This window comes from Kitasatospora setae KM-6054, assembly GCF_000269985.1.
GTDB lineage: Bacteria > Actinomycetota > Actinomycetes > Streptomycetales > Streptomycetaceae > Kitasatospora > Kitasatospora setae.
On the sequence record NC_016109.1, the window covers coordinates 463,948 to 483,843 of the forward strand.

14 protein-coding genes, 1 pseudogene and 1 riboswitch are annotated in these 19,896 nt (G+C 74.2%); of the genes and pseudogenes, 7 read left to right on the plus strand and 8 right to left on the minus strand.

The window, feature by feature from the left end; all coding sequences use genetic code 11:
- Positions 1-1,218 carry a LysM peptidoglycan-binding domain-containing protein gene (locus tag KSE_RS45570; RefSeq protein WP_014133569.1) on the plus strand — a complete coding sequence of 406 codons (1,218 nt, stop codon included), beginning with the start codon at positions 1-3 and terminating at the stop codon, positions 1,216-1,218.
- A gap of 22 nt (positions 1,219-1,240) precedes the next feature.
- Here the strand turns inward: KSE_RS45570 and KSE_RS01935 are convergent, their stop codons facing one another.
- The 3 genes from KSE_RS01935 to KSE_RS01945 all read right to left on the minus strand — a co-directional run bounded on the left by KSE_RS01935 (position 1,241) and on the right by KSE_RS01945 (position 4,632).
- Positions 1,241-2,464, minus strand: coding sequence for a CapA family protein (locus tag KSE_RS01935; protein WP_014133570.1), 1,224 nt, complete (start codon positions 2,462-2,464; stop codon positions 1,241-1,243).
- 155 nt (positions 2,465-2,619) lie between these two features.
- Positions 2,620-3,519 carry an AurF N-oxygenase family protein gene (locus tag KSE_RS01940; RefSeq protein ID WP_014133571.1) on the minus strand — a complete coding sequence of 300 codons (900 nt, stop codon included), beginning with the start codon at positions 3,517-3,519 and terminating at the stop codon, positions 2,620-2,622.
- A gap of 156 nt (positions 3,520-3,675) precedes the next feature.
- Positions 3,676-4,632, minus strand: coding sequence for a pseudouridine synthase (locus KSE_RS01945; RefSeq protein ID WP_014133572.1), 957 nt, complete (start codon positions 4,630-4,632; stop codon positions 3,676-3,678).
- 135 nt (positions 4,633-4,767) lie between these two features.
- Between KSE_RS01945 and KSE_RS38025 the strand changes: the two genes are divergently transcribed.
- Both KSE_RS38025 and KSE_RS01955 read left to right on the plus strand, forming a co-directional pair.
- Entirely contained in the window at positions 4,768-7,866 is a 3,099-nt protein-coding gene (locus KSE_RS38025; RefSeq protein WP_014133573.1) for a SpoIIE family protein phosphatase, read from the plus strand.
- Between the two features lie 224 nt (positions 7,867-8,090).
- A complete protein-coding gene (locus KSE_RS01955; protein WP_033258942.1) occupies positions 8,091-8,492 on the plus strand; it encodes a hypothetical protein in 402 nt (133 codons plus the stop codon).
- An 81-nt stretch (positions 8,493-8,573) separates the two neighbouring features.
- Here KSE_RS01955 and KSE_RS01960 read toward each other — a convergent pair whose 3' ends face one another.
- Genes KSE_RS01960 through KSE_RS01970 form a run of 3 tightly spaced genes read right to left on the minus strand, consistent with a single transcriptional unit; the run spans position 8,574 to position 12,123 of the window.
- On the minus strand, positions 8,574-9,353 hold the full coding sequence (locus KSE_RS01960; protein ID WP_014133575.1) for a 3-oxoacyl-ACP reductase: 780 nt from the start codon (positions 9,351-9,353) through the stop codon (positions 8,574-8,576).
- Positions 9,350-10,726, minus strand: coding sequence for an aldehyde dehydrogenase family protein (locus tag KSE_RS01965; RefSeq protein ID WP_014133576.1), 1,377 nt, complete (start codon positions 10,724-10,726; stop codon positions 9,350-9,352). The genes KSE_RS01960 and KSE_RS01965 overlap by 4 nt, the downstream gene beginning before the upstream one ends.
- Positions 10,727-10,764: 38 nt before the next feature.
- On the minus strand, positions 10,765-12,123 hold the full coding sequence (locus KSE_RS01970; protein WP_014133577.1) for a glutamine synthetase family protein: 1,359 nt from the start codon (positions 12,121-12,123) through the stop codon (positions 10,765-10,767).
- A 302-nt stretch (positions 12,124-12,425) separates the two neighbouring features.
- On the opposite strand from KSE_RS01970, the gene KSE_RS01975 reads away from it, so the two are divergent.
- The gene (locus KSE_RS01975) at positions 12,426-13,334 is read left to right on the plus strand and encodes a GNAT family N-acetyltransferase (RefSeq protein WP_014133578.1); all 909 of its coding nucleotides are present in this window, start codon (positions 12,426-12,428) and stop codon (positions 13,332-13,334) included.
- 40 nt (positions 13,335-13,374) lie between these two features.
- On the opposite strand, the gene KSE_RS01980 is transcribed toward KSE_RS01975, so the two are convergent.
- Positions 13,375-14,061: a hypothetical protein gene (locus KSE_RS01980; RefSeq protein WP_014133579.1), complete on the minus strand. Its 687-nt coding sequence runs from the start codon at positions 14,059-14,061 to the stop codon at positions 13,375-13,377.
- Between the two features lie 276 nt (positions 14,062-14,337).
- Positions 14,338-14,510: riboswitch (M-box (ykoK) riboswitch) on the plus strand.
- Between the two features lie 618 nt (positions 14,511-15,128).
- On the opposite strand from KSE_RS01980, the gene KSE_RS01985 reads away from it, so the two are divergent.
- The 3 genes and pseudogenes from KSE_RS01985 to KSE_RS01995 form a co-directional block, all read left to right on the plus strand.
- Complete coding sequence (locus KSE_RS01985; protein ID WP_014133580.1) at positions 15,129-16,496, plus strand: magnesium transporter MgtE N-terminal domain-containing protein; 1,368 nt, start codon at positions 15,129-15,131, stop codon at positions 16,494-16,496.
- Between the two features lie 203 nt (positions 16,497-16,699).
- On the plus strand, positions 16,700-17,902 hold the full coding sequence (locus KSE_RS01990; RefSeq protein ID WP_014133581.1) for an NRAMP family divalent metal transporter: 1,203 nt from the start codon (positions 16,700-16,702) through the stop codon (positions 17,900-17,902).
- Between the two features lie 189 nt (positions 17,903-18,091).
- A pseudogene (locus KSE_RS01995) lies at positions 18,092-18,352 on the plus strand (DUF2087 domain-containing protein); the annotation flags it as partial.
- A 98-nt stretch (positions 18,353-18,450) separates the two neighbouring features.
- Here KSE_RS01995 and KSE_RS02000 read toward each other — a convergent pair.
- Positions 18,451-19,551 carry a serine hydrolase domain-containing protein gene (locus KSE_RS02000; RefSeq protein WP_014133583.1) on the minus strand — a complete coding sequence of 367 codons (1,101 nt, stop codon included), beginning with the start codon at positions 19,549-19,551 and terminating at the stop codon, positions 18,451-18,453.
- Positions 19,552-19,896: the final 345 nt, after the last annotated feature.

Consider the following 19,896-nt stretch of genomic DNA (forward strand, 5'->3'; position numbering starts at 1 on the left):
ATGCTCTTCACGGGTTCGGGACGTCATCGCCGGCAGAGCCAGGCGGAGAAGACCGCCGAGCGCGCGATCGCGGCGGCCGGTGTGGCCGGCCTCGGCATCGCCCTGCCGCTGCTCACCGTGAGCGGCGCGCACGCCGCGCCCAGCGCGGTCTGGGACCGGGTCGCCGAGTGCGAAAGCGGAGGGAACTGGGGCTCCAACGCGGGCAACGGCCTCTACGGCGGCCTGCAGATCAACGCCCAGCGCTGGACCGACTACGGCGGCACCCAGTACGCCCCGCTGCCGGACGGCGCCACCCGCAGCCAGCAGATCGCCGTCGCCGAGCGCATCCTGGCCACCGAGGGCCCGTCGCCCTGGTCCGCCTGCGCGGACGGCGCCGGCCTGAACACCGCCAGCGCGCCGGGCGTCGTCGACGACAACGACTCGGCGAGCGAGACCGGTTCGCTGCGCGGCGCCCGCGGCATCGCGGCGGTCAACGCGGCCCCGGACGGCAGCACCGCACCGGCGGACGGCAGCACCGCACCGGTGTTCTCCGGGCTGCCCGGCTACGACCCGGTCGCGCACGTGTACTGGTACGAGAAGAACGGCGCCTGGTTCTGGACCAGCCACCAGAGCCTGTACGAGCGCTACCTGCAGTTGACGCACCCGCAGCCGCAGCCGAGCACGCCCACCCCGCCCGCCCCGACCGACTCGGCGACCCCCGCTCCCGGCACCCCGACCACGCCCGCCCCGGACGCCTCGGCCACGCCGACCGTCCCGCCGGCCTCCCCCGGCACCCCGCTGGTGCCCACCGGCCCGACCACCACGCCCACCCCGGGCGCCCCCGCCGAGGGCAACAACGGAAACGGCAACAACGGGAACGGCGGAAACGGCAGCGGCCTGTTCCCCACCGCCCCGGTGAGCCCGACCCCGGACGCCCCGACCTCGCCCACCCCGTCCACCCCGTCCGCCTCGTCCGCAACGACGGCCACGCCGAGCGCCCCCGCAACCCCGGCCCCCTCCACCGCCGCACCCACGGACGCGGCTGCGGCCGCCACCCCGGCAGGCCCGGCCGCCGGGTCCGCGCAGCCGTACACCGTCGGCCCGGGCGACACCCTGGCCTCGATCGCCCGCACCCACGCGGTGGACGGCGGCTGGTCCGAGCTCTACGCGTCGAACCAGCAGGTGGTCGGCGGGAACCCGGACCTGATCCACCCGGGCCAGGTGCTGGACCTGAAGTGACACCGGCCCGGGCCGGCCGCCGTCACTTCGGGGCGGCGGCCAGCCCGGTGCAGCCGCGCAGGCCGTCGCGGCGCTGCTGGGCGGTCCGCGCGGCGTTCCCGTTCTGCGGGACGGGCACGCCGCGGCCGTCGATGTGGGCGGGGGTGAAGACCTCGCCGGTGACCCGGCCGTCGGCGGTGACGGTGAGCGTGGTGACGCCGGTCTCGTCGGAGGCGGCGTAGTTCGAGGTGCCGTACCAGAGGAAGTTGCCGAAGCCGTACGCGACGTAGGTCTTCCCGAGCATGCCCGAGCCGAGCATGGTGTGGGCGTGGGTGCCGACCACGGCGGTCGCTCCGGCGTCGGCGAGCTTCTTGGCGAGCGAGGTCTGCGCCCGGGTCGGGCAGGCCACCCCCTCGTCGCCCCAGTGCAGGTAGACCAGGACCACGGGCGCCTGGGCCTTCGCCGCGGTGACGGCGCGCAGCAGCGCGGGCTCGTCGAGGGCGGAGGCGATGCCGGGCTTGTGCGCGCCGGCCCGCCACTTCTGGTTGGTGATCTCGTTGACCTGGCTGGCTCCCAGCACGGCGACCTTCACGCCGCGCACCGTGGTGACGTACGGGGCGTACGCCTCGGCGGCGTCCTTGCCGATGCCGACCACGGGTATCGGGGAGGCGGCCTTCGCGGCGAGGGTGTCGGCGAGGCCGTCGGGGCCGAAGTCGACGGCGTGGTTGTTGGCCTGGGAGACCACGTCGACGCCGGCGTCCTTGAGCGCGTCGAGCGCCTTGGGGGTGGTGCGGAAGGTGTAGGTCTTGGCCTCGGCCTTGCCGCGGCTGGTGATCGCGGTCTCCAGGTTGAGCACCGAGAGGTCGGCGGCGGACAGCGTCGCGGCGATCGGGCCGAGCGCGGTTTCGGTCTTGGACGCGCCGAGCCGGGAGGCGGTGCGTCCCTCGAAGTGGACGTCCCCGGCGAAGGCCACCGTGATGCTGCCGTCCGCCCCGCCGCCCTTCGTCGCCCCCGCCGCCGGGGCCGTTCCGCCGGCCGTTCCGCTCGCGGTCCCGTCCGGCGTGCCCTCGGCCTGGCCCGGTGCGGTCGGCGCGCCCGACCCGCTGGGATCGCCCGACGTACCGGACGCGGCGGACGTGCCGGATGCCGCCCCGCCGCCGGCCGCGGTCCGGTCCTGGGCGGGCGTCGGCCCGCCGCAGCCGGCGACGGCGGTGAGCAGCAGGACTGCGGTGGCGGCGGCTGTGGTGCCGACCGTGGCGCGACGCATGAACGGACCCCCCGGATGGTTCGGTGACGACGCACTTTATCCGCGCCGTTCGAACACCGGAAGTCCACCCGGACACCACATGGTCACGATTCCCGCCCGGACGCCCGTGAACGCCCGTGAACGCCCGTACGGCAACCGGGCGGCCGCCTGGCGGCTCAGCGCACCACGCCGGCGGCGCGCAGCAGCCAGCGGTTGGTCCGGCCGACCAGTCCGGCCCGGTCGAGGACCGAGACGACCTTCTGCGCCATCTCGACCTTGGTGGTCCGCCAGTGCGGGTTGGCGCGGGCAACGGCCCGGCCGGTCTTCGGCGCGATGCCGACGGCGGCGTAGAGCCGGGGGTGGATCAGCGCGGTGGTGGCGTAGTAGACGATCAGTCCGATGAACAGCTGCTCGTACCGGCGGCGGACCGGGCCGAGGCGCTTGCGGACGAGTTCCTCGCGGGCGTAGCTGATGTGCCGGGCCTCCTCGATGACGTGGATCCGGGAGACCTGGCGGGTGAGCGGCTGGAGGGTGTCGTCGTTCATCACCTCGCGCTGGAAGGCGTCCAGGATCTCCTCGACGTACATGGTGCCGCCGAAGGTCTGGCTGTGGGTGGAGATCGCCTTGAACAGCCGGCCGAGGTTGTGGGCGACGAACCCGGCGCCGTACGCGGGGACGCCCATCTTGGCGATCATGCGGGCGAACATGATCGAGTGCCGGCACTCGTCGGCGATCTCGGTGAGCGCGTACTGGACGTGGTTGCTGGTGGGGTCCCGGTCGAAGGCGTGCCGCAGCAGCATCTGCATGAGGATCTCCTCGAACCAGATGCCGACGCTGGCGATGGAGGCGACCTCGTGCTTGGAGAGTTCGATCCGCTGCTCGTCGGTCATCCGCTCCCAGAGGTCGGTGCCGTAGAGGGAGAGGTGTCGGGGCGGGCAGTAGTAGGCGCCGGGAACGGGGTCGGCGTCCCAGTCGACGTCGGTGAGGGGGTTGAACGAGAGCTTCGCGGAGGAGGCGAGCAGGCGTTCGGCGGTGCGTTCGCGGTCGGGGGCGGTGCGGGCGGGCTGGGGCGACATGCCGGCTCCTTCGCGGTGGGGGCGGAGAGGGTGGAGTGGTGGCACTGCCGCGAAGGTAGAAGTTATTAGACTTTCCGTCAATACACTGTGCGCACCGCGCCGCCGACCCGCCTCCGCCACCGCCGCGTCCCCGCAGCCGGCCCCTCGGCCCCGCCGTCAGCCGGTGGTCCAGCCCGCCGGGTCCCGCCAGGCGGCCAGTTCCCGCCCGCTGCTGAAGCGCCGCCGCCGCCCGTCCACCGGGTCGGTGAACTCCAGCGAGCGCGCCAGCAGTTGCAGCGGGCGCCGGTAGTCCTCGGGGTCGCCCTCGCCGAGCACCTCGGGGTAGAGCGGGTCGCCCAGGATCGGCAGGCCCAGCCCGTTCATGTGCACCCGCAGCTGGTGGGTGCGCCCGGTGCGCGGGGCGAGCCGGTAGCGGCCGAGGCCGCCGCGCTCCTCGGCCAGCTCGACCAGGCTCTCCGCGTTGGGCTCGCCGGGCACCTCGTAGGCGTCGAGCCGGCCGCGGTCCTTGACGATCCGGCTGCACACCACGACGGGCAGCCGGGCCGCGGCGTCCGGCTCGTGCCGGGCGACGGCCTCGTACTCCTTGACAGCCTCGCGGCGCTCGAACAGGCCCTGGTAGGCACCGCGCAGCGCGGGGTCGGCGACGAACAGCACCACGCCGGCGGTGAGCCGGTCCAGCCGGTGGGCGGGGCTGAGCCGGGGCAGGTCGAGGTCGCGGCGGAGCCGGGCGAGGGCGGTCTCGGTGGCGTGGCTGCCGCGCGGGGTGGTGGCGAGGAAGTGCGGCTTGTCGGCGACCACGATCCGCTCGTCGCGGTGGAGCACCTCGACGGGGAAGGGCACCACGGGCTCGGGCGGCCCGGGTTCGCGGTGGAACCAGAGGTGGCCGCCGGGCCGGTAGGGCGTGTCAGCGGTGACCGGTCCGTCGGCGGCGGCGAACTCGCCGGCCGCGAGCATCGCGGCGATCCGCCCGTCCCCGGCGGCGGCGCCGTAGCGCTCCTCCAGGTAGGCGCGGACGGTCGGCCAGGCGCCGTCCAGCGGCAGTTTGACGTGTACGGGGTCGATGCCGTCGCGCTGCGGCAGCGGGCTGACCGGGGCGGGTTTCCTACGCACCACCGCGCGCCACCGGGGGTCTCGTCCGACGGGTGTCCATCCGGTCCACCCTAGCGGCAGGTCACCCGTCTGGGCGCGGGCGCCCCGCCGTGCGACGATGGCAGGGCGGTATCCGTCCCCGGAACGACAGGTGGCCAGATGGACACCGACAAACAGGGCACGATCGTCCGTGCCCGCCCCGCCTCCCCGCTCGCCGCCGGCAGCGTGCCGGTACCGGACGGCCTGCTGGCGATCCCGGTGGCCACGGCGCTGATCGCGTCGGACGGCCGGATCCTGCACTGGAGCCCGGACGCGGAGGCGCTGCTCGGCTTCCCGCCCGCCGCCGCGGTGGGCAGGCGCGCGGCGGACATCCTGGTCGGCCCGGAGCGGCGCCCGGCGGCGCTGGAGCTGTTCGGCCGGATCCTCGGCGGCCGCGCCTGGGCGGGGGTGTTCCCGGTCCGGCACCGGGACGGGCACCTGGTGCGGCTGGACTTCCGGACCTTCCCGGTGCTCGACCGCGGCGGCTCGCCGATGGTGCTGGCGGTGGCCTCGGACGTCAGCGAGGTCCGCCGGCTGGCGGCGGACCTGGCGGTGCTGGACGGCTTCTTCACGCAGTCGCCGGTCGGCATGGCGGTGTTCGACACCGAGCTGCGCTTCGTCCGGCTGAACGAGGCACTGGCCCGGATCAACGGCCTGCCGGTGGCCCGGCACCTGGGACGGCGGCTGTCCGAGGTGCTGCCGGGGATCGACAGCCGGACCGCCGAGGCGACGATGCGCCGGATCCTGGCCGACGGCCGACCGCTGGTGGACAGCCGGACGCACGGCCGGACGGCGGCCGACCCGGAGCGCGAGCACGCCTGGTCGGTGTCGAGCTTCCGGCTGGAGCAGCCGGACGGCACCGTGCTCGGGGTGAGCACCACGGTCGTCGACATCACCGACCGCTTCGAGGCGGAGACCGCCGCCGACGCCGCCCAGCAGCGGCTGGCGCTGCTGAACGAGGCCTCCGCCCGGATCGGCACCACGCTGGACCTCGCGACCACGGCCCGGGAACTGGCCGAGACGGCCGCGCCGCGGCTGGCCGACGCCGTGGCGGTGGAGGTGCTGGACGGCCTGGTGCGGGGCGAGCCGGCCGCGCTGCCGGACCGGGCGGACCGGTCCGCCGTGCTGCGCCGGCTGGCGTTCCACGCCGTCCCGGACAGCGGGATGGCCTCGATCGCCCCGGTCGGCGCGGTGCAGCGGCTGCACCCGAGCACGCCGCACGCCTGGGCGCTGTCGCACGGCAAGCCGGTGCTGGTGCCGCGCACCGACGGGGCGGCGATGAGCTGGTTCGCCGACGACCCGGTGCGCGGCGGGGCGATCCGGGCGCAGGGGGTGCGTTCGCTGATGGTGGTGCCGCTGATCGCCCGGGGCGCGGCGATCGGCACGGCGACGTTCTTCCGCTCCCGGACCGAGGCGCCGTACGACCGCACGGACCTGGCGCTGGCCAGCGAGCTGGCGGCGCGGGCGGCGGTGTCGATCGACAACGCGCTGCTGTACACCCGGGAGCGGGACGCGGCCGAGCAGCGGCAGCGGGCGCTGGAGGCGGCGGAGGCCGCGCAGCAGCGGCTGGCGCTGCTGAACGAGGCCTCGACCCGGATCGGCACCACGCTGGACCTGGCGATCACCGCGCAGGAGCTGGTGGACGTGGTGATCCCGCGGTTCGCGGACTTCGCGACGGTGGACATCCGCGAGGCGGTGCTGACCGGCGAGGACCCGGAGCCCGTCCCGGAGTCCGGTTCGGTGGCGCTGCGGGCGGTCGCGGTGGGCGAGCGGGCCGGCGGCTCGCTGCTGACCGGGGCGGCGGACCAGATCGGCTCGACCTCGCGCTCGGCCAAGCTGTACGCCCGGGCGATGCGCACCGGCCGGCCGATCCTGGTGCCGCACGTGGACGAGTACGAGCTGCGCCGGATCGTCGCGCACCCGGACCGGGTCCAGCCGGGGCTGGACGCCGGGATCCACTCGTACCTGATGGTGCCGCTGCTGGCCCGCGGCCAGGTGCTCGGCGGGGTGGAGTTCGTCCGGCTGGCGAACCCGGAGCCGTTCACCCCGGCGGACCTGGCGCTGGGCGAGGAGCTGGCGGCGCGGGCCGCGGTCTGCATCGACAACGCCCGGCTGTACCGGCGGGAGCGGGACACCGCGCTGACCCTGCAGCGCAGCCTGCTGCCGCAGGACGTGCACCGCACGCCGGGGCTGGAGATCGCGCACCGGTACCTGCCGTCGACGGTGGGCGACGAGATCGGCGGCGACTGGTTCGACGTGGTGCCGCTGACCGGCGGCCGGGTGGCGCTGATCGTCGGCGACGTGATGGGCCACGGCATCCGGGCGGCGGCCACGATGGGCCAGCTGCGGACGGTGGCGCGGACGCTGGTGACCCTGGACCTGGAGCCGGCCCGGGTGCTGCGCCGGCTGGACGAGGCGACCGCGCAGCTCGGCGAGGGGCAGTTCGCGACCTGCGTGTGCGCGGTGTTCGACCCGGTGGACGAGGAGTGCATCCTGGCCTCGGCGGGCCACCTGCCGCCGGTGGTGTCGGAGCGGGACGGCCAGGCCCGGCTGGTGACGCCGCCGCCGGGCGCGCCGCTGGGCGTGGGCGGGGTGCCGTTCGAGTCGGTGCGCTTCCCGCTGCGCGCGGACGGGCTGCTGGTGCTGTACACGGACGGCCTCGTCGAGCGGCGCGGGCAGGACCTGGACGAGGGCCTGGAGCTGCTGCGCGAGACGGTGACGCACCGCCAGCCGACCCTGGAGCGCGGCTGCGACGCGGTGCTGGGGGCGCTCGGGGCGACGATGGGGCAGGACGACGTCGCGGTGATCATGGCGCACGCCGGGCCGGTCGGCGCGGACCGGCTGGCCACCCTGCCGCTGACCGGCGACCCGGCGCTGCTGCGGCACGCCCGGGAGTTCACCCGGCGGACGCTGACCGACTGGGGGCTGGCCTCGCTGGTGGAGCCGGTGGTGCTGCTGACCGGGGAGCTGCTGGCCAACGCGGTCCTGCACGCCGGGTCGCCGATGCAGCTGCGGGTGTTCCGGGGCGCGCTGCTGACCGTGGAGGTGTCGGACGCGGACAGCCGGGAGCCGCGGCTGCGGCCGGTGGGCGAGCAGGACGAGAGCGGCCGGGGGATGCTGCTGATCAACGAGCTGGCGCACCGCTGGGGCAGCCGGGCGACCAAGGACGGCAAGGTGGTCTGGTTCGAGATGGAACTGCCGGTCCGATCGTCACACTGATTCGGCGTCAACTCCCTTCCCCCGCAAGCCCGTCAACCGCGCGCGTCACCCCGTACGGCATCCGGCGGTACGACGCTCACCCGTCGCGGCGGTGCGTGTGCCCCGGCCGGGTGACCGGTCGGCCCGCAGCGTGCGGTGCGGGCCCGCGGACGCCGATGATCGTCGCGTCCGGCACCAACCCGCGCTCGACGCCCCGGCGATCGGCGCCAAGCTTGGAGAACTCGATGCGTTCCAGCCTTGCCAAGGTCACCACCGCCACCCTCCTCACCGGCCTCGCCCTGCTCGGCAGCGCGGGCACCGCCTCCGCCCACTGCCACCACGTCCACCCGCACGGCGCGCTGGCCGTCGGCGGCGACTCGGCGGCCCAGGGCGGCGACGCGGGCGCGATCGGCGGCGACGCCTGGGCCGAGGGCGGCGACGCGCTCGGTGTCGGCGGCGACGCGGGCGCGATCGGCGGCAGCGCCGGCGCCGTGGGCGGCAGCGCCTGGGCCGAGGGCGGCGACGCGGGCGCGATCGGCGGCGACGCCGAGGCGCTGTGCGGCTCCGCGCTGGCGGTCGGCGGCAACGCGCTGGGCAACGGCGGCGACGCCCTCGCGGTCGGCGGCGACGCCTTCTCCTCGCACTGACACCCCTCCCCCTCCGGCGCGGCGGCGGTCAGCTCCCCACCGGGCGCCGCTCGCTGCCCGCTGCCCGCCGTCCGCTGTCTGTCAGGAGAGCGGGGTGACGTACGCGCCGGAGATGCCGCCGTCCACCAGGAAGGTGTTGGCGGTCATGAAGGAGGAGTCGTCGCTGGCCAGGAAGGCCACCGCGGCGGCGATCTCCTCCGGTTCGGCGAACCGGCCGAGCGGGATGTGCACCAGCCGGCGGGCGGCGCGCTCCGGGTCCTTGGCGAACAGCTCGCGCAGCAGCGGGGTGTTGACCGGCCCGGGGCACAGCGCGTTGACCCGGATGCCCTCGCGGGCGAACTCGACGCCCAGCTCCCGGCTCATCGCCAGCACGCCGCCCTTGGAGGCGCTGTAGGAGATCTGCGAGGTCGCCGCGCCCATCACCGCCACGAAGGACGCGGTGTTGATGATCGAGCCCTTGCCCTGCCGCCGCATGTGGCCGATCGCGTACTTGCAGCACAGGTACACCGAGGTCAGGTTGACCTCCTGGACGCGCTTCCACGCCTCCAGGCCGGTGACCAGGATCGAGTCGTCGTCCGGCGGGGAGATGCCCGCGTTGTTGAACGCCACGTCGAGGCTGCCGTAGTGCGCGACGGCGGTGTCGAACAGCGCCCTGACCTGCTCCTCGTCGGTCACGTCGGTGCGGACGAACAGGCCGCCCGCCTCGTTGGCGGCCTTGGCGCCGCTCTCCTCGTCGATGTCGGCGCACACCACCTTCGCCCCCTCGGCGGCGAAGCGGCGCACCGTGGCCAGACCGATGCCGCTGCCCGCGCCGGTGACGACGGCCACCCGGCCGTCGAGTCGCTTGCTCATGTCGCTCATTCCTCCGTGGCGATGAAGACGTTCTTGGTCTCGGTGAAGGCGTGCAGGGCGTCCGGCCCGAGCTCGCGGCCCAGGCCGGACTGCTTGTAGCCGCCGAACGGCGTCCAGTAGCGCACCGAGGAGTGCGAGTTGACCGACAGGTTGCCCGCCTCCACGGCCCGGGCGACGCGCAGCGCCCGGCCCACGTCCCTGGTCCAGATCGACCCGGACAGGCCGTACTCGGTGGCGTTGGCGATCCGCACCGCGTCGCTCTCGCCGCGGAACGGGACCACGGTGACGACCGGGCCGAACACCTCCTCGGTGAACGCCCGGTGGTCGGGGGCGATCGGTGCGAGCACCGTCGGCGGGTACCAGAAGCCCGGCCCCTCGGGCGCGCCGCCGCGGAACGCCACCTCGGTGTCGCCGTCCACGTAGGACGCCACCCGGGCCCGGTGCGCGGCCGAGATCAGCGGCCCCATCTCGGTCTTCTCGTCCGCCGGGTCGCCGACCCGGACACCCCGGACGGCACGTTCGAAGCGATCCATGAACTCGTCGTAGGCGCTCGCCTCGACCAGGATCCGGGAGCGGGCGCAGCAGTCCTGCCCGGCGTTGTCGAAGACGGCGTACGGGGCGGTGGCCGCGGCCTTCTCCAGGTCGGCGTCGGCGAAGACGATGTTGGCGCTCTTGCCGCCGAGTTCGAGCGTGACCGGCTTGACCCGGGCGGCGCAGCCGGCCATCACGGACCTGCCGACGGCGGTCGAGCCGGTGAACACCACCTTGCGGACGTCGGGGTGGGTGACGAAGCGCTGCCCGACCACCGGGCCGCGGCCGGGCAGCACCTGCAGCACGCCCTCCGGCAGGCCGGCGCGCAGGGCGAGTTCGGCCAGCCGGAGCGCGGTGAGCGGGGTGAGCTCGGCGGGTTTGACGATGACGGTGTTGCCCGCGGCCAGCGCGGGGGCGAGCGCCCAGGCGGCGATCGGCAGCGGGAAGTTCCACGGGACGATCACGCCGACCACGCCGAGCGGTTCCTGGAAGGTCACGTCGAGGCCGCCGGCCACCGGGATCTGCCGGCCGAACAGCCGCTCGGGGGCGCCCGCGTAGTACTCGATGACGTCGCGGGCGTTGCCGGCCTCCCAGCGGGCGTTGCCGATGGTGTGCCCGGCGTTGGCGACCTCCAGCGCGGCCAGCGACTCGCGTTCGGCGTCCACCTCGGCGGCGAAGCGGCGCAGCAGCCGGGCCCGGTCCCCGGGCGCCACGTTCCGCCAGCTCTCGAACGCCCTCCTGGCGCGGGCGATCGCCGCGTCGGCGGCGGCCGGGCCGGCCAGGTCGACGGTGGCGATCACCTCCTCGGTGGCGGGGTTGACCACCTGGTACGGGTCGTGCTCCTGGGACACCTGCTCCTCCTCGTTCTCGGGTCCGCGTCCTGCTCGCCTCACAGCCGCTCGAAGCCGCGGCGGCGCTCCCAGTCGGTCACCGCGGCGTCGTAGGCGGCGAGTTCGACCCGCCCGGCGTGGGCGTAGTGCCGGACGACGTCCTTGCCGAAGGCCGCGGTGGCGGCCTCGCTGCGGTCGAAGCGCTCGACCGCCTCGCGCAGCGTCGCCGGCACCCTGGGCGCGTCGGAGGCGTACGCGTTGCCGGTGAACTCGCCCTCCAGCGGCAACTGCCGCTCCACCCCGTGCAGCCCGGCGGCGATCAGCGCGGCCACCGCCAGGTACGGGTTGACGTCACCCCCGGGCACCCGGTTCTCGAACCGCAGCGAGGCCCCGTGCCCGACCACCCGCAGCGCGCACGTCCGGTTGTCGCGCCCCCAGGCGATCGCGGTGGGCGCGAAGCTGCCCGGCACGTAGCGCTTGTACGAGTTGACGGTCGGGGCGAGCAGCAGCGCGAACTGGTCGAGGCAGGCGAGCTGCCCGGCCAGGAAGTGCTCCATCGTCCGGGAGAAGCCGTGCGCGCCCGCACCGGGGAACACCGGGTGGCCCAGCTCGTCGCGCAGGCTCAGGTGCACGTGGCAGGAGTTGCCCTCGCGCTGGTCGTACTTGGCCATGAAGGTGAGGCTGACGCCCTCCTGCGCGGCGATCTCCTTCGCACCGGTCTTGTAGACCGCGTGGTCGTCGCAGGTGGTCAGCGCGTCGGCGTAGCGGAAGGCGATCTCGTGCTGCCCGAGGTTGCACTCGCCCTTCGCGGACTCCACCGTCAACCCGGCCCCGGCCATGCCGGTGCGCAGGCGGCGCAGCAGCGGCTCGACCCGGCCGGTACCGAGGATCGAGTAGTCGACGTTGTACTGGTTGACGGGCGTGAGGTCCTGGTAGTGCCGCTCCCAGGCCCGCTCGTAGCTGTCCCGGAACACCATGAACTCCAGCTCGGTGCCCACGTACGCGCGCCAGCCGTAGCCGGCCAGCCGCTCCAGCTGGCGGCGCAGCACCTGGCGGGGCGAGACCGCGACCGGGGTGCCGTCGTGCTGGGCGAGGTCGCACTGGACCATCGCGGTGGCCGGGTGCCAGGGCACCATCCGCAGGGTGTCGAGGTCGGGGGCGAAGACCAGGTCGCCGTAGCCGCTCTCCCAGGAGGAGACGGCGTAGCCGTCGACGGTGTTCATCTCCACGTCCACCGCGAGCAGGTAGCCGCAGCCCTCGGCGCCGCCGGTCAGCACCTCGGTGAGGAAGTACCCGGCGTCCAGGCGTTTGCCCTGCAGGCGTCCCTGCATGTCGGTGACGGCCAGCACGACCGTCTCCACGGCCCCCTCGGCCACCAGTTCCCGCAGCCGTTCCACCGTGAGCCGCGCCTCGGTCATCCGCCCACCACCTCCGCCACCCGGCCCGCCGCACGCGGTCCGGTCCGCCACAGCGACGATGATCCCGCCGCCGGCCCGAGCACACCAGTGGCCGCGCGGGCAGCCGTGTCATCTGACCAATCGTCAGAAGATCGTTCCTGCATGAGAGATGACTTCACCTCGACTCTCCCTTCCCGCCTTCTCCCTGCTTTCCCCTCCCGCCCGCCGCCGGACCGCGGCCCGAAATCCGATTGCCCTGGGCGCCTCCAGCTGCTTCGGTGGCGCGTGCCCACCCGTCCCACCCACCCCGGAGCCCACCACCCGTGACCTTCCGCCTGACCGCCCTCACCGACCCTGCCGTCGGCCCCTACTCCCACCGTCTCGCCTGGCTGGCGGCCGCTCCCGACGGCACCCCGCTCGGCAGCGCCTTCCTGCGGCTGTTCACCTCACCCGGGCAGTCCCACCTGTGCGAACTGGCCCTGGACGTGCACCCCGCCGAGCGGCGGCGCGGCGCCGGTTCGGCCCTGCTCGCGGCCGCGACGGCCGCTGCCCGGGCGGACGGCCGCCGTTCGCTGCTGGCCCAGGCCGTCGAAGGGTCCGCGGGCGACGCCTTCCTCTCGGCCCGCGGCTTCGAACGGGCCCTCGTCCTCGATTTCGCCCGCCTCGACTTGGGCTCGGGCTCGGGCTCGAAGCCGGCAGCGGCTCCCCCCGCCGACGGCAGCACCGGCTCCGGCAACGGGCTGCCGCCCGGCTACCGACTGGCCTCCTGGATCGGCAGCTGCCCCGAGGAGTGGTTGTCGGCCTTCGCCCGTGCGCGCACCGCCATGGACGACATGCCGATGGGCGAGACCGGGTTCGGGACGGTCGCCTGGGACGAGGAGCGGGTGCTGTCCGCGGCGCGGGCCGTCGCCGACCGGGGCGAACTGCTGCACACCGTCGCCGTGGTGGAGACCGCCGGCGGTGACCTGGTGGGCTTCAGCGAACTGGTGCTTCCGGCCGGCCGGACCGGCGACGCCCAGCACTACGGCACCGCCGTGCAGCCCGCCCACCGCAGGCGCGGCCTGGCCCGGGCGATGAAGGCCGAGACGATCCGCTGGGTGCGGACCGAGCACCCCGGGATCACCGGTCTGCTCACCGACACCGCCGACCACAACACCGGCATGCTGGCGGTCAACCGCGCCCTGGGCTACCGCCGTACCCACCGCTCCATCGCGTTCCGCCTCCCGTTGTGACCGCCCGGCGGCCTTCCGGCCGCCGTTCTCCGGCTGCCGCTCACCCCGCTTCCTCCAGCGCGCCCTCCCGGGCGGCGCCGATCTCCCCGGCGGTCTCCGCAGCGGCCTCCCGACGGCCCGCGGCACCGCAGACCAGGGCAGTACCGACGACAAAGGCGAGCAGGATCCGCCAGTCGGGTGCTCCGTCCCGGGCCAGTCCCTGGACCGCCCAGCGGGCCAGTGCCCAGCCCGCCCCGGCCAGTCCCAGGCACAGCACGGCGACCCGGGCCGCTCCGGTTGTCCGGTCCTGCGGGCGTATTCGCCCGGCCAGGCGCAGCAACAGACCGTCGACCGGGCGGAGCAGGGCCAGCAGCGCCCCGAGCAGTACTCCCAGCACCAGCACCCACACCGGGCGCCAAGCCCACCAGGTGAGCGAACCGACCTCCGGCTCGGGAGCCAGGTCGGTGAGGTAGAACACTCCGCCGGCGGCGAGCACCGGCACCATGTGCCAGAGGTACAGCGACATGCTGGCCCGGCCCAGCGGTTCGACCAGCCGTGCCGGCCCCCGTTCGGACCGCCTGGTCTGCCCGGACTGTCTGGATCGCCCGGCCCGCAGGGCCCGTTGGGCGTGGGGCGCGAGCAGCAGGCACAGGCCGCACTGGGCGAGCAGCCAGGCCAGCATCGCCAGCACGATCGCCCCCGCCCGCAGCAGATCCACGTACCCGCTGCGCCCCGACCCGCCGTCCATCTTTCCTCCCCGCCCCCGTCTTCCCCGTGCCGGTCATCATCGCCAGCCGCCCTTCACGATCACGTCACCCGGCGCGTTGCGGTTCGGCCACAACCCCTCCCCCGGCCCGCGCCCTGCCGCACGCCCCGGACCCGCGTCTCCCCCGTCCGGTGTCGTTCCGCCGCGGACCGCCCGGTACCGGGTTCCTCCTGGCACGGAACGTGATCGGGCGGTCAAACCCTGGTCAAGGATGAGGTGATGGGGGGTGGTGGGGGCCTATCCTGAGGACGCAACGACAAGACACCTCGTTCGGTGAGGCGTCTTCACGGACACAGGCCACTGATCCCACCCGTCGAGAGACGCTCCGGATCAGGACAGGTCTCCCCGGCCCAAGGGGTGATCCCAAGTGGCTTCCCCACCGTCGGGGACACGCCGTGGAGTGCCAAAGCTCTGACGAGTTGGGGTGTGCCGGGCCGCCGCGGCCCGGTCGCCTGCCGCGCGCCCGCGAGTCGAACTCGCCGGGCCGTACCGGGAGGAGGCGAGATGGACAGCAGTAGTCCGGGGCACAGTCAGCCCCTCCCACGTTCTTCCTCGCCGTTGTTCCGCGGTTCGAGGCAGTTCCTCCTTCCCTGATTCCACCGGGTTTCCGCAGACCCCGCCGACCCTCACGGCCGGGTGCCGCCGGTCGTCCGTCGTGTCGGCCGCCGCACCGCGACCGGCTCGTCGGACTACCGCCGCCCCGCGACACCGGAGCGGTACCGGAGCCGTTGTCCGGCAGCAGCTGCGGTCGTCCGCTGCCCGGAACCAGCCGTCACCTCGCGGACCCATCCCGTCCTGCCTTCCCTCCACTCGGCCGTACCCGCTTCCGCGCCTGGGCGGCGACCCACCACGGCGGACGGGGCACGACGGGACGCGGCTGACCGGCCGGTACCGACCGGCGCGCCGCCGGTGCGGGACCGGGGCCTCCCGCCACGCGTGCCCGCCGATGGGTGACCGTCCACGGGTGCCCCGGTGGCGGGTGCGCGGAGAGGAACTGTTGCGAACCGCTCGTCGGCCCCGCCCTGCCGGGGCAGCGGAGGTGTTTCCCCATGACCACCAGCACACTCTTCGGTTCGACCACCGCCCGGCTGCGCGACCGCCGGGTCAACCTCGACCACCGGGCCACCACCAGCCGCGCGGTGCGCTCCTCCCTCGTCTCGTTGGCCGGGCTGATCGGCGGACCGGTCACCAACCAGGCCGGCGCGGAGGTCGGCCGGCTGGCCGACGTGGTCGCCCGGCTGTACGGCCCGGACCCGTACCCTCCGGTGACCGGCCTGATCCTGCGGATCGGGCGGCGCCGGGCCTTCCTGCCCGCCGACGCGATCGGACGGCTCGAAGCCGGACACGTCCGGCTCCGGGCGTCCAGGGTCGACCTGCGGGACTTCCAGCGCCGGCCCGGCGAGGTGCTGCTGGCCCGTGACGTGCTGGACCACCAACTCGTCGATGTGGACGGCGTGCAGGTCACCCGGGCCGCCGACCTGTACCTCGCGCCGCTGGTCGGCCGGGTGGTGCTGGTCGGGGTGGATGTGTCGCTGCCGACCCTGCTGCGCAGGCTCGGGCCGCGCCGCTGGCAGGTCCGGCCCACCCCGGAGCGCGTCCTGGACTGGCAGGCGGTCGCCCCGTTCGGCGAGCAGGCCACCGAAGGGCCGGCCGAAGTCCGCTTGCGGGCCTCTCGCTCGGCCCTGCACCGACTCCGCCCGGCGGACCTGGCCGACATCCTGGAGGACCTCGGCCGCAGCGAACGGCAGCAGTTGCTGGGCTGGTTGGAGCCCGAGCAGGCGGCTGACGCGCTGGAGGAGATGGAGCCCGCCGAGTTGGAGAACCTGCTGCGCGAGGCCAGGCCGGAGCACGCCGCACGGCTGGTCGACGAGATGGAGCCGGACGAGGCCGCCGACGCGCTGCGCGACCTCCACCCGCGCGAGCGGGAGACCCTGCTGGACCGGATGCCCCGTGAGGAGGCAGCCGAGCTGCGCGGCCTGCTCGCGCACCGGGAGGGAACCGCGGGTGGTGCCATGACGACCCGGTTGGTCACCGTCCGGTTGGAGCAGACCGTGGCCGAGGTCCGGGCCGAGCTGGCCGCCCAGGCCGAGCACCGCACCGAGATCGACGCCGTCGTGGTGCTGGACCCGGCCGGCCGACTGGTCGCCGACCTGCCACTGTTCGACCTGGCGGTGGCCGAGGACAGCACGCCGGTCACCGATCTGGTGGCCTGGCTGGCCCAGTTCGGCCCGCCCGTGACGCTCTCTCCCGACACCCGGCTGGCCAAGGCCGCCGACAGGTTGGTGGCCGCCCGCAAGTCCTCCCTCCTGGTGGTGGACGAGGACGACAGGCCGCTGGGCCGGATCCTCGCCGACGACATCATCGACGCCCTGCTGCCCGAACGCGGGCGCCTGCACTTCCGGAGGTTCCTCCAGTGAACGCCCGCACCGGCCTCGGCCCGACCGATCCCGCAGCCAGCCCCACCACGGCCTCCGCCGTGCCCCCGCCCGCCTCCGGACTTCCCGTCGCCCCCCTTCCTTCCCGGGCTGACTCCACAACTCCCCACAGTGGTCAGGGTCTTCCGGCCCCCGCGTCCGCCCCGAGCCGTCGGCGCGGGCTGCGCCGGATCGCCGCGGTGGCGATGGTGGCCGGCCCCGGCCTGGTCGCGGCGAACGCGGGCAACGACGCGGCGGGCATCGCCACCTACGCCTCGGCCGGCTCCCAGTACGCCTACGGCACGCTGTTCTTCATGGTGCTGGTGACCATCGCCCTGGTGATGGTCCAGGAGATGGCCGTCCGGCTCGGCGCGCACACCGGCAAGGGCCTCGGGGCCCTGATCCGCGAACAGTTCAGTCTTCGGCTGACCGCGCTGGCGGTCGGCTGCCTGCTGTTGGCGAACACCGGTCTGGTGGTCAGCGAGTTCGCCGGGATCGGCGCGGCGTTCGAGCTGCTGGGCGTCCCGAAGTGGGCGGTGGTGCCGCCGGCCGCCGTGCTGCTGTGGGCGCTGGTGCTGTTCGGCTCCTACCGGTGGGCCGAGCGGATCTTCCTGGTGATGTCGCTGGCGTTCTTCTCCTATCCGATCGCCATGGTCCTCGGGCACCCGCACTGGGGCGAGGTCGGGCGGAACCTCGCGGTGCCGCACCTCCAGCCCTCCAGCGACTTCGTACTGCTGGCGGTCGCGCTGATCGGCACCACCGTCAGCCCGTACATGCAGTTCTACGCGGCGGCCGGCGTCGTGGACCGGGGTGCGAAGCCGGAGGACTACAAACTGATCAGGGCGGACGCCGTACTCGGCGCGGTGTTCGCCTGCGTGATCAGCCTGACCATCATCATCGCCACCGCCTCGGCGATCGGCGGCACGGGGCCGCTGCAGTCCGCCGCCGAGGCCGCCCGGGCGCTGGAACCGGTGGCTGGGCCGGGGGCGGAACTGCTGTTCGCCTTCGGACTGCTCGGCGCTTCGGCCCTCGCCGGAGCCGTGGTCCCGCTGTCGGCGAGCTACGCGATCGGCGAGGCCGCCGGGGTGGAGCGCTCGGTCTCCCGGCGCTTCCGGGACGCCCCGCTGTTCCTCGGCGTGTTCACCGCGCAGATGGCCCTGGGCGCGATCGTGGCGCTGACCCCGGTCGACGTCATCCGCCTGCTGATCGGCACCCAGGTGCTCCAAGGGCTGATCAGCCCGATCGTCCTGGTCTACCTGCTGGTGCTGACCAACCGGCGCTCCCTGCTCGGCGCCGCCGCCAACGGCCCGCGTTACCGGATCGCCGCGACCGCGGTGGTCGTCGGGGTGGCCCTGATGTCCACCGTCCTGCTGGGGCAGACCGTTCTCGGCTGGTTCGGCCTGGCCTGATCCCGTGCCCCGTCGGGGGCGGAGCATCGGCAGTGCCCGCGCCGCCGCCCGCCGGAACCGGCTCGCGGCCCTCTTCCACGCTCCCACGCGTTCCCTCCCTTCCGTGGGGCGTCGTCCCGGCCCGCCCGGCCGACGCCCCACCTGGTAATCCGGTTGTCTGCCTGCAACCGCCCTGGCAGGCTGCCTGTCATGTCCGCTCACGAACCACCGGCCACCCTTGCCGCGTTCTTCACCGATGGCCACCTGACGTCGATCCCGCGCAAGCCGGCCCGCCGCACCGCCCTGCTCGAACACCTCGCTGGTTCACTCTTCGACCCCGCTCGCTCCTACACCGAGCAGGAGGTCAACGAGGCACTGCTCACCGTCCACTCCGACACCTCCATGCTCCGCCGTTACCTGGTCGAGGCCCTGCTACTGACCCGGACCCGGGACGGGTCGAGCTACCGCAGAACCGCCGCCGCCGACCTCGGTGCCCCGACCGACCGCACCGGGCCGGCTACCCGGACCGCCCCGGTCGGCCCGATCAACCCGATCGGCCCGACCGACGCTCACCCGCCCGCCGCGTAGCGCCAGAATTCCCGCATCAGCGGTGGCGGGGTGGGGTCCGTCATCTCCCGCTGGGTGAGCAGCACCGTCACCAGCCCGGTGGACCGCACCACGTGGGCCGCGGTGCCGGTGCCGCCGACCCAGCCGTAGCGGCCCGGCACGTTCCACGGCTCGCGGCGGGCCACGTCCACCGAGCCGCCGTAGCCCCAGCCCTGCCCCGCGAGAAAGAGCTTGCTGTCAGCTCGCTGGCGATCCGACAGGTGATCGGTGGTCATCAGCCTTACCGCGTGCGGAGAGAGCACTCGCCGCCCGTCCTTGACGCGTCCTCCGGAGCGCAGCATCCGTAGGAAGGTGAACACGTCGTCGAGCGTGGAGACCAAGCCACCGGCCCCGGACGGGAACGGGGGTGGAGTGCTCCACTGGCCGTCCGGCGGGTCTGCCACCATCAGCGTGCCGTCCGGGCCAGGACGGTACAGCGGGCTGAGGCTGCCGGGCGGCGCGTGGAAACCGGTGTCGGGCATGCCCAGTGGTTCGAACAGTCGCTCTGCCAGCAGGTGTTCGAGCGGCTGGCCGGTGGCCCGGGCGGCCAGGACGCCCTGGAGGTCGGAGCAGGTGTTGTAGAGCCATGCCTCACCGGGTTGGTGGAGCATCGGGATGCCCGCCAGGGTGGCCGTCCACTCGTCGGGCGGTGCCACTCTCTGGGGTTGCGGTGGCCCCTGCCCCAACTCCGCGACGAGCGGGGCCAACGCGGGCAGGGTGAAGTCCGCCGGGAAGCCGTAGCCGGCCCGCGACTCCAGGACGTCCCGCACCGTGAAGGGTCGGACCGCCGGAACGGTGTCCGTGACCGGGGCGCCTGGCGTCCGCACCACGCGTCGGTCGGCCAGCTCCGGCAGCCAGCGTTCGACCGGATCGTCCAGCGCCAGCACCCCGTCATCGACCAACTGCAGGACCAGGGCAGCCGTGACGGGCTTTCCGACCGAGGCGATCCGCACCGGCGACTCCCGGTCCAACTCGCCCACGGCGGCCGCCTCGATCTGCCCCTCTCTGGCGACCAGGGCGACTGCCCCGGGCACCACGCCGTCCGCGAACCAGCGCTCCAGCATCGCTCGCAGACCACGCGCACCGGTACCGTTCGGCGCCCCTGTCGAGCGCGCCTCCCGCCACCCGCCCGCCCCACTCGTCCCGCGCATCTCACGCATCTCACGCATGGTGATCCCCTTTCGACCGCGGTGCCCGATCCGCACCGTCCGTACCTTCTGTCTCCTGCTGAGTGAAGTGTGCCCCGCTTTCGGAGCCCGCCCATCAGACGATCGGATGCCGTTGGCGCGCCAATCAGTTGACGTCCCATCAGCCGATCGGTTGACCCTGCCATCAACCACCGGTTGCTTTTCCGCGGTACGGGCGCATCCTGCCGCCAAAATCCGCCACCCGGATGCCACGCGGAGGTA

Bases quoted from the DNA above. Each gene is read 5' to 3' on its own strand.
- KSE_RS01955 (WP_033258942.1), top strand. From the start codon at position 8,091: ATGCGTTCCAGCCTTGCCAAGGTCACCACCGCCACCCTCCTCACCGGC.
- KSE_RS01985 (WP_014133580.1), top strand. From the start codon at position 15,129: ATGACCACCAGCACACTCTTCGGTTCGACCACCGCCCGGCTGCGCGAC.
- KSE_RS01980 (WP_014133579.1), bottom strand. From the start codon at position 14,061: ATGGACGGCGGGTCGGGGCGCAGCGGGTACGTGGATCTGCTGCGGGCG.
- KSE_RS45570 (WP_014133569.1), top strand. From the start codon at position 1: ATGCTCTTCACGGGTTCGGGACGTCATCGCCGGCAGAGCCAGGCGGAG.
- KSE_RS38025 (WP_014133573.1), top strand. From the start codon at position 4,768: ATGGACACCGACAAACAGGGCACGATCGTCCGTGCCCGCCCCGCCTCC.
- KSE_RS01960 (WP_014133575.1), bottom strand. From the start codon at position 9,353: ATGAGCGACATGAGCAAGCGACTCGACGGCCGGGTGGCCGTCGTCACC.
- KSE_RS01970 (WP_014133577.1), bottom strand. From the start codon at position 12,123: ATGACCGAGGCGCGGCTCACGGTGGAACGGCTGCGGGAACTGGTGGCC.
- KSE_RS02000 (WP_014133583.1), bottom strand. From the start codon at position 19,551: ATGCTGGAGCGCTGGTTCGCGGACGGCGTGGTGCCCGGGGCAGTCGCC.
- KSE_RS01940 (WP_014133571.1), bottom strand. From the start codon at position 3,519: ATGTCGCCCCAGCCCGCCCGCACCGCCCCCGACCGCGAACGCACCGCC.
- KSE_RS01935 (WP_014133570.1), bottom strand. From the start codon at position 2,464: ATGCGTCGCGCCACGGTCGGCACCACAGCCGCCGCCACCGCAGTCCTG.
- KSE_RS01990 (WP_014133581.1), top strand. From the start codon at position 16,700: ATGGTGGCCGGCCCCGGCCTGGTCGCGGCGAACGCGGGCAACGACGCG.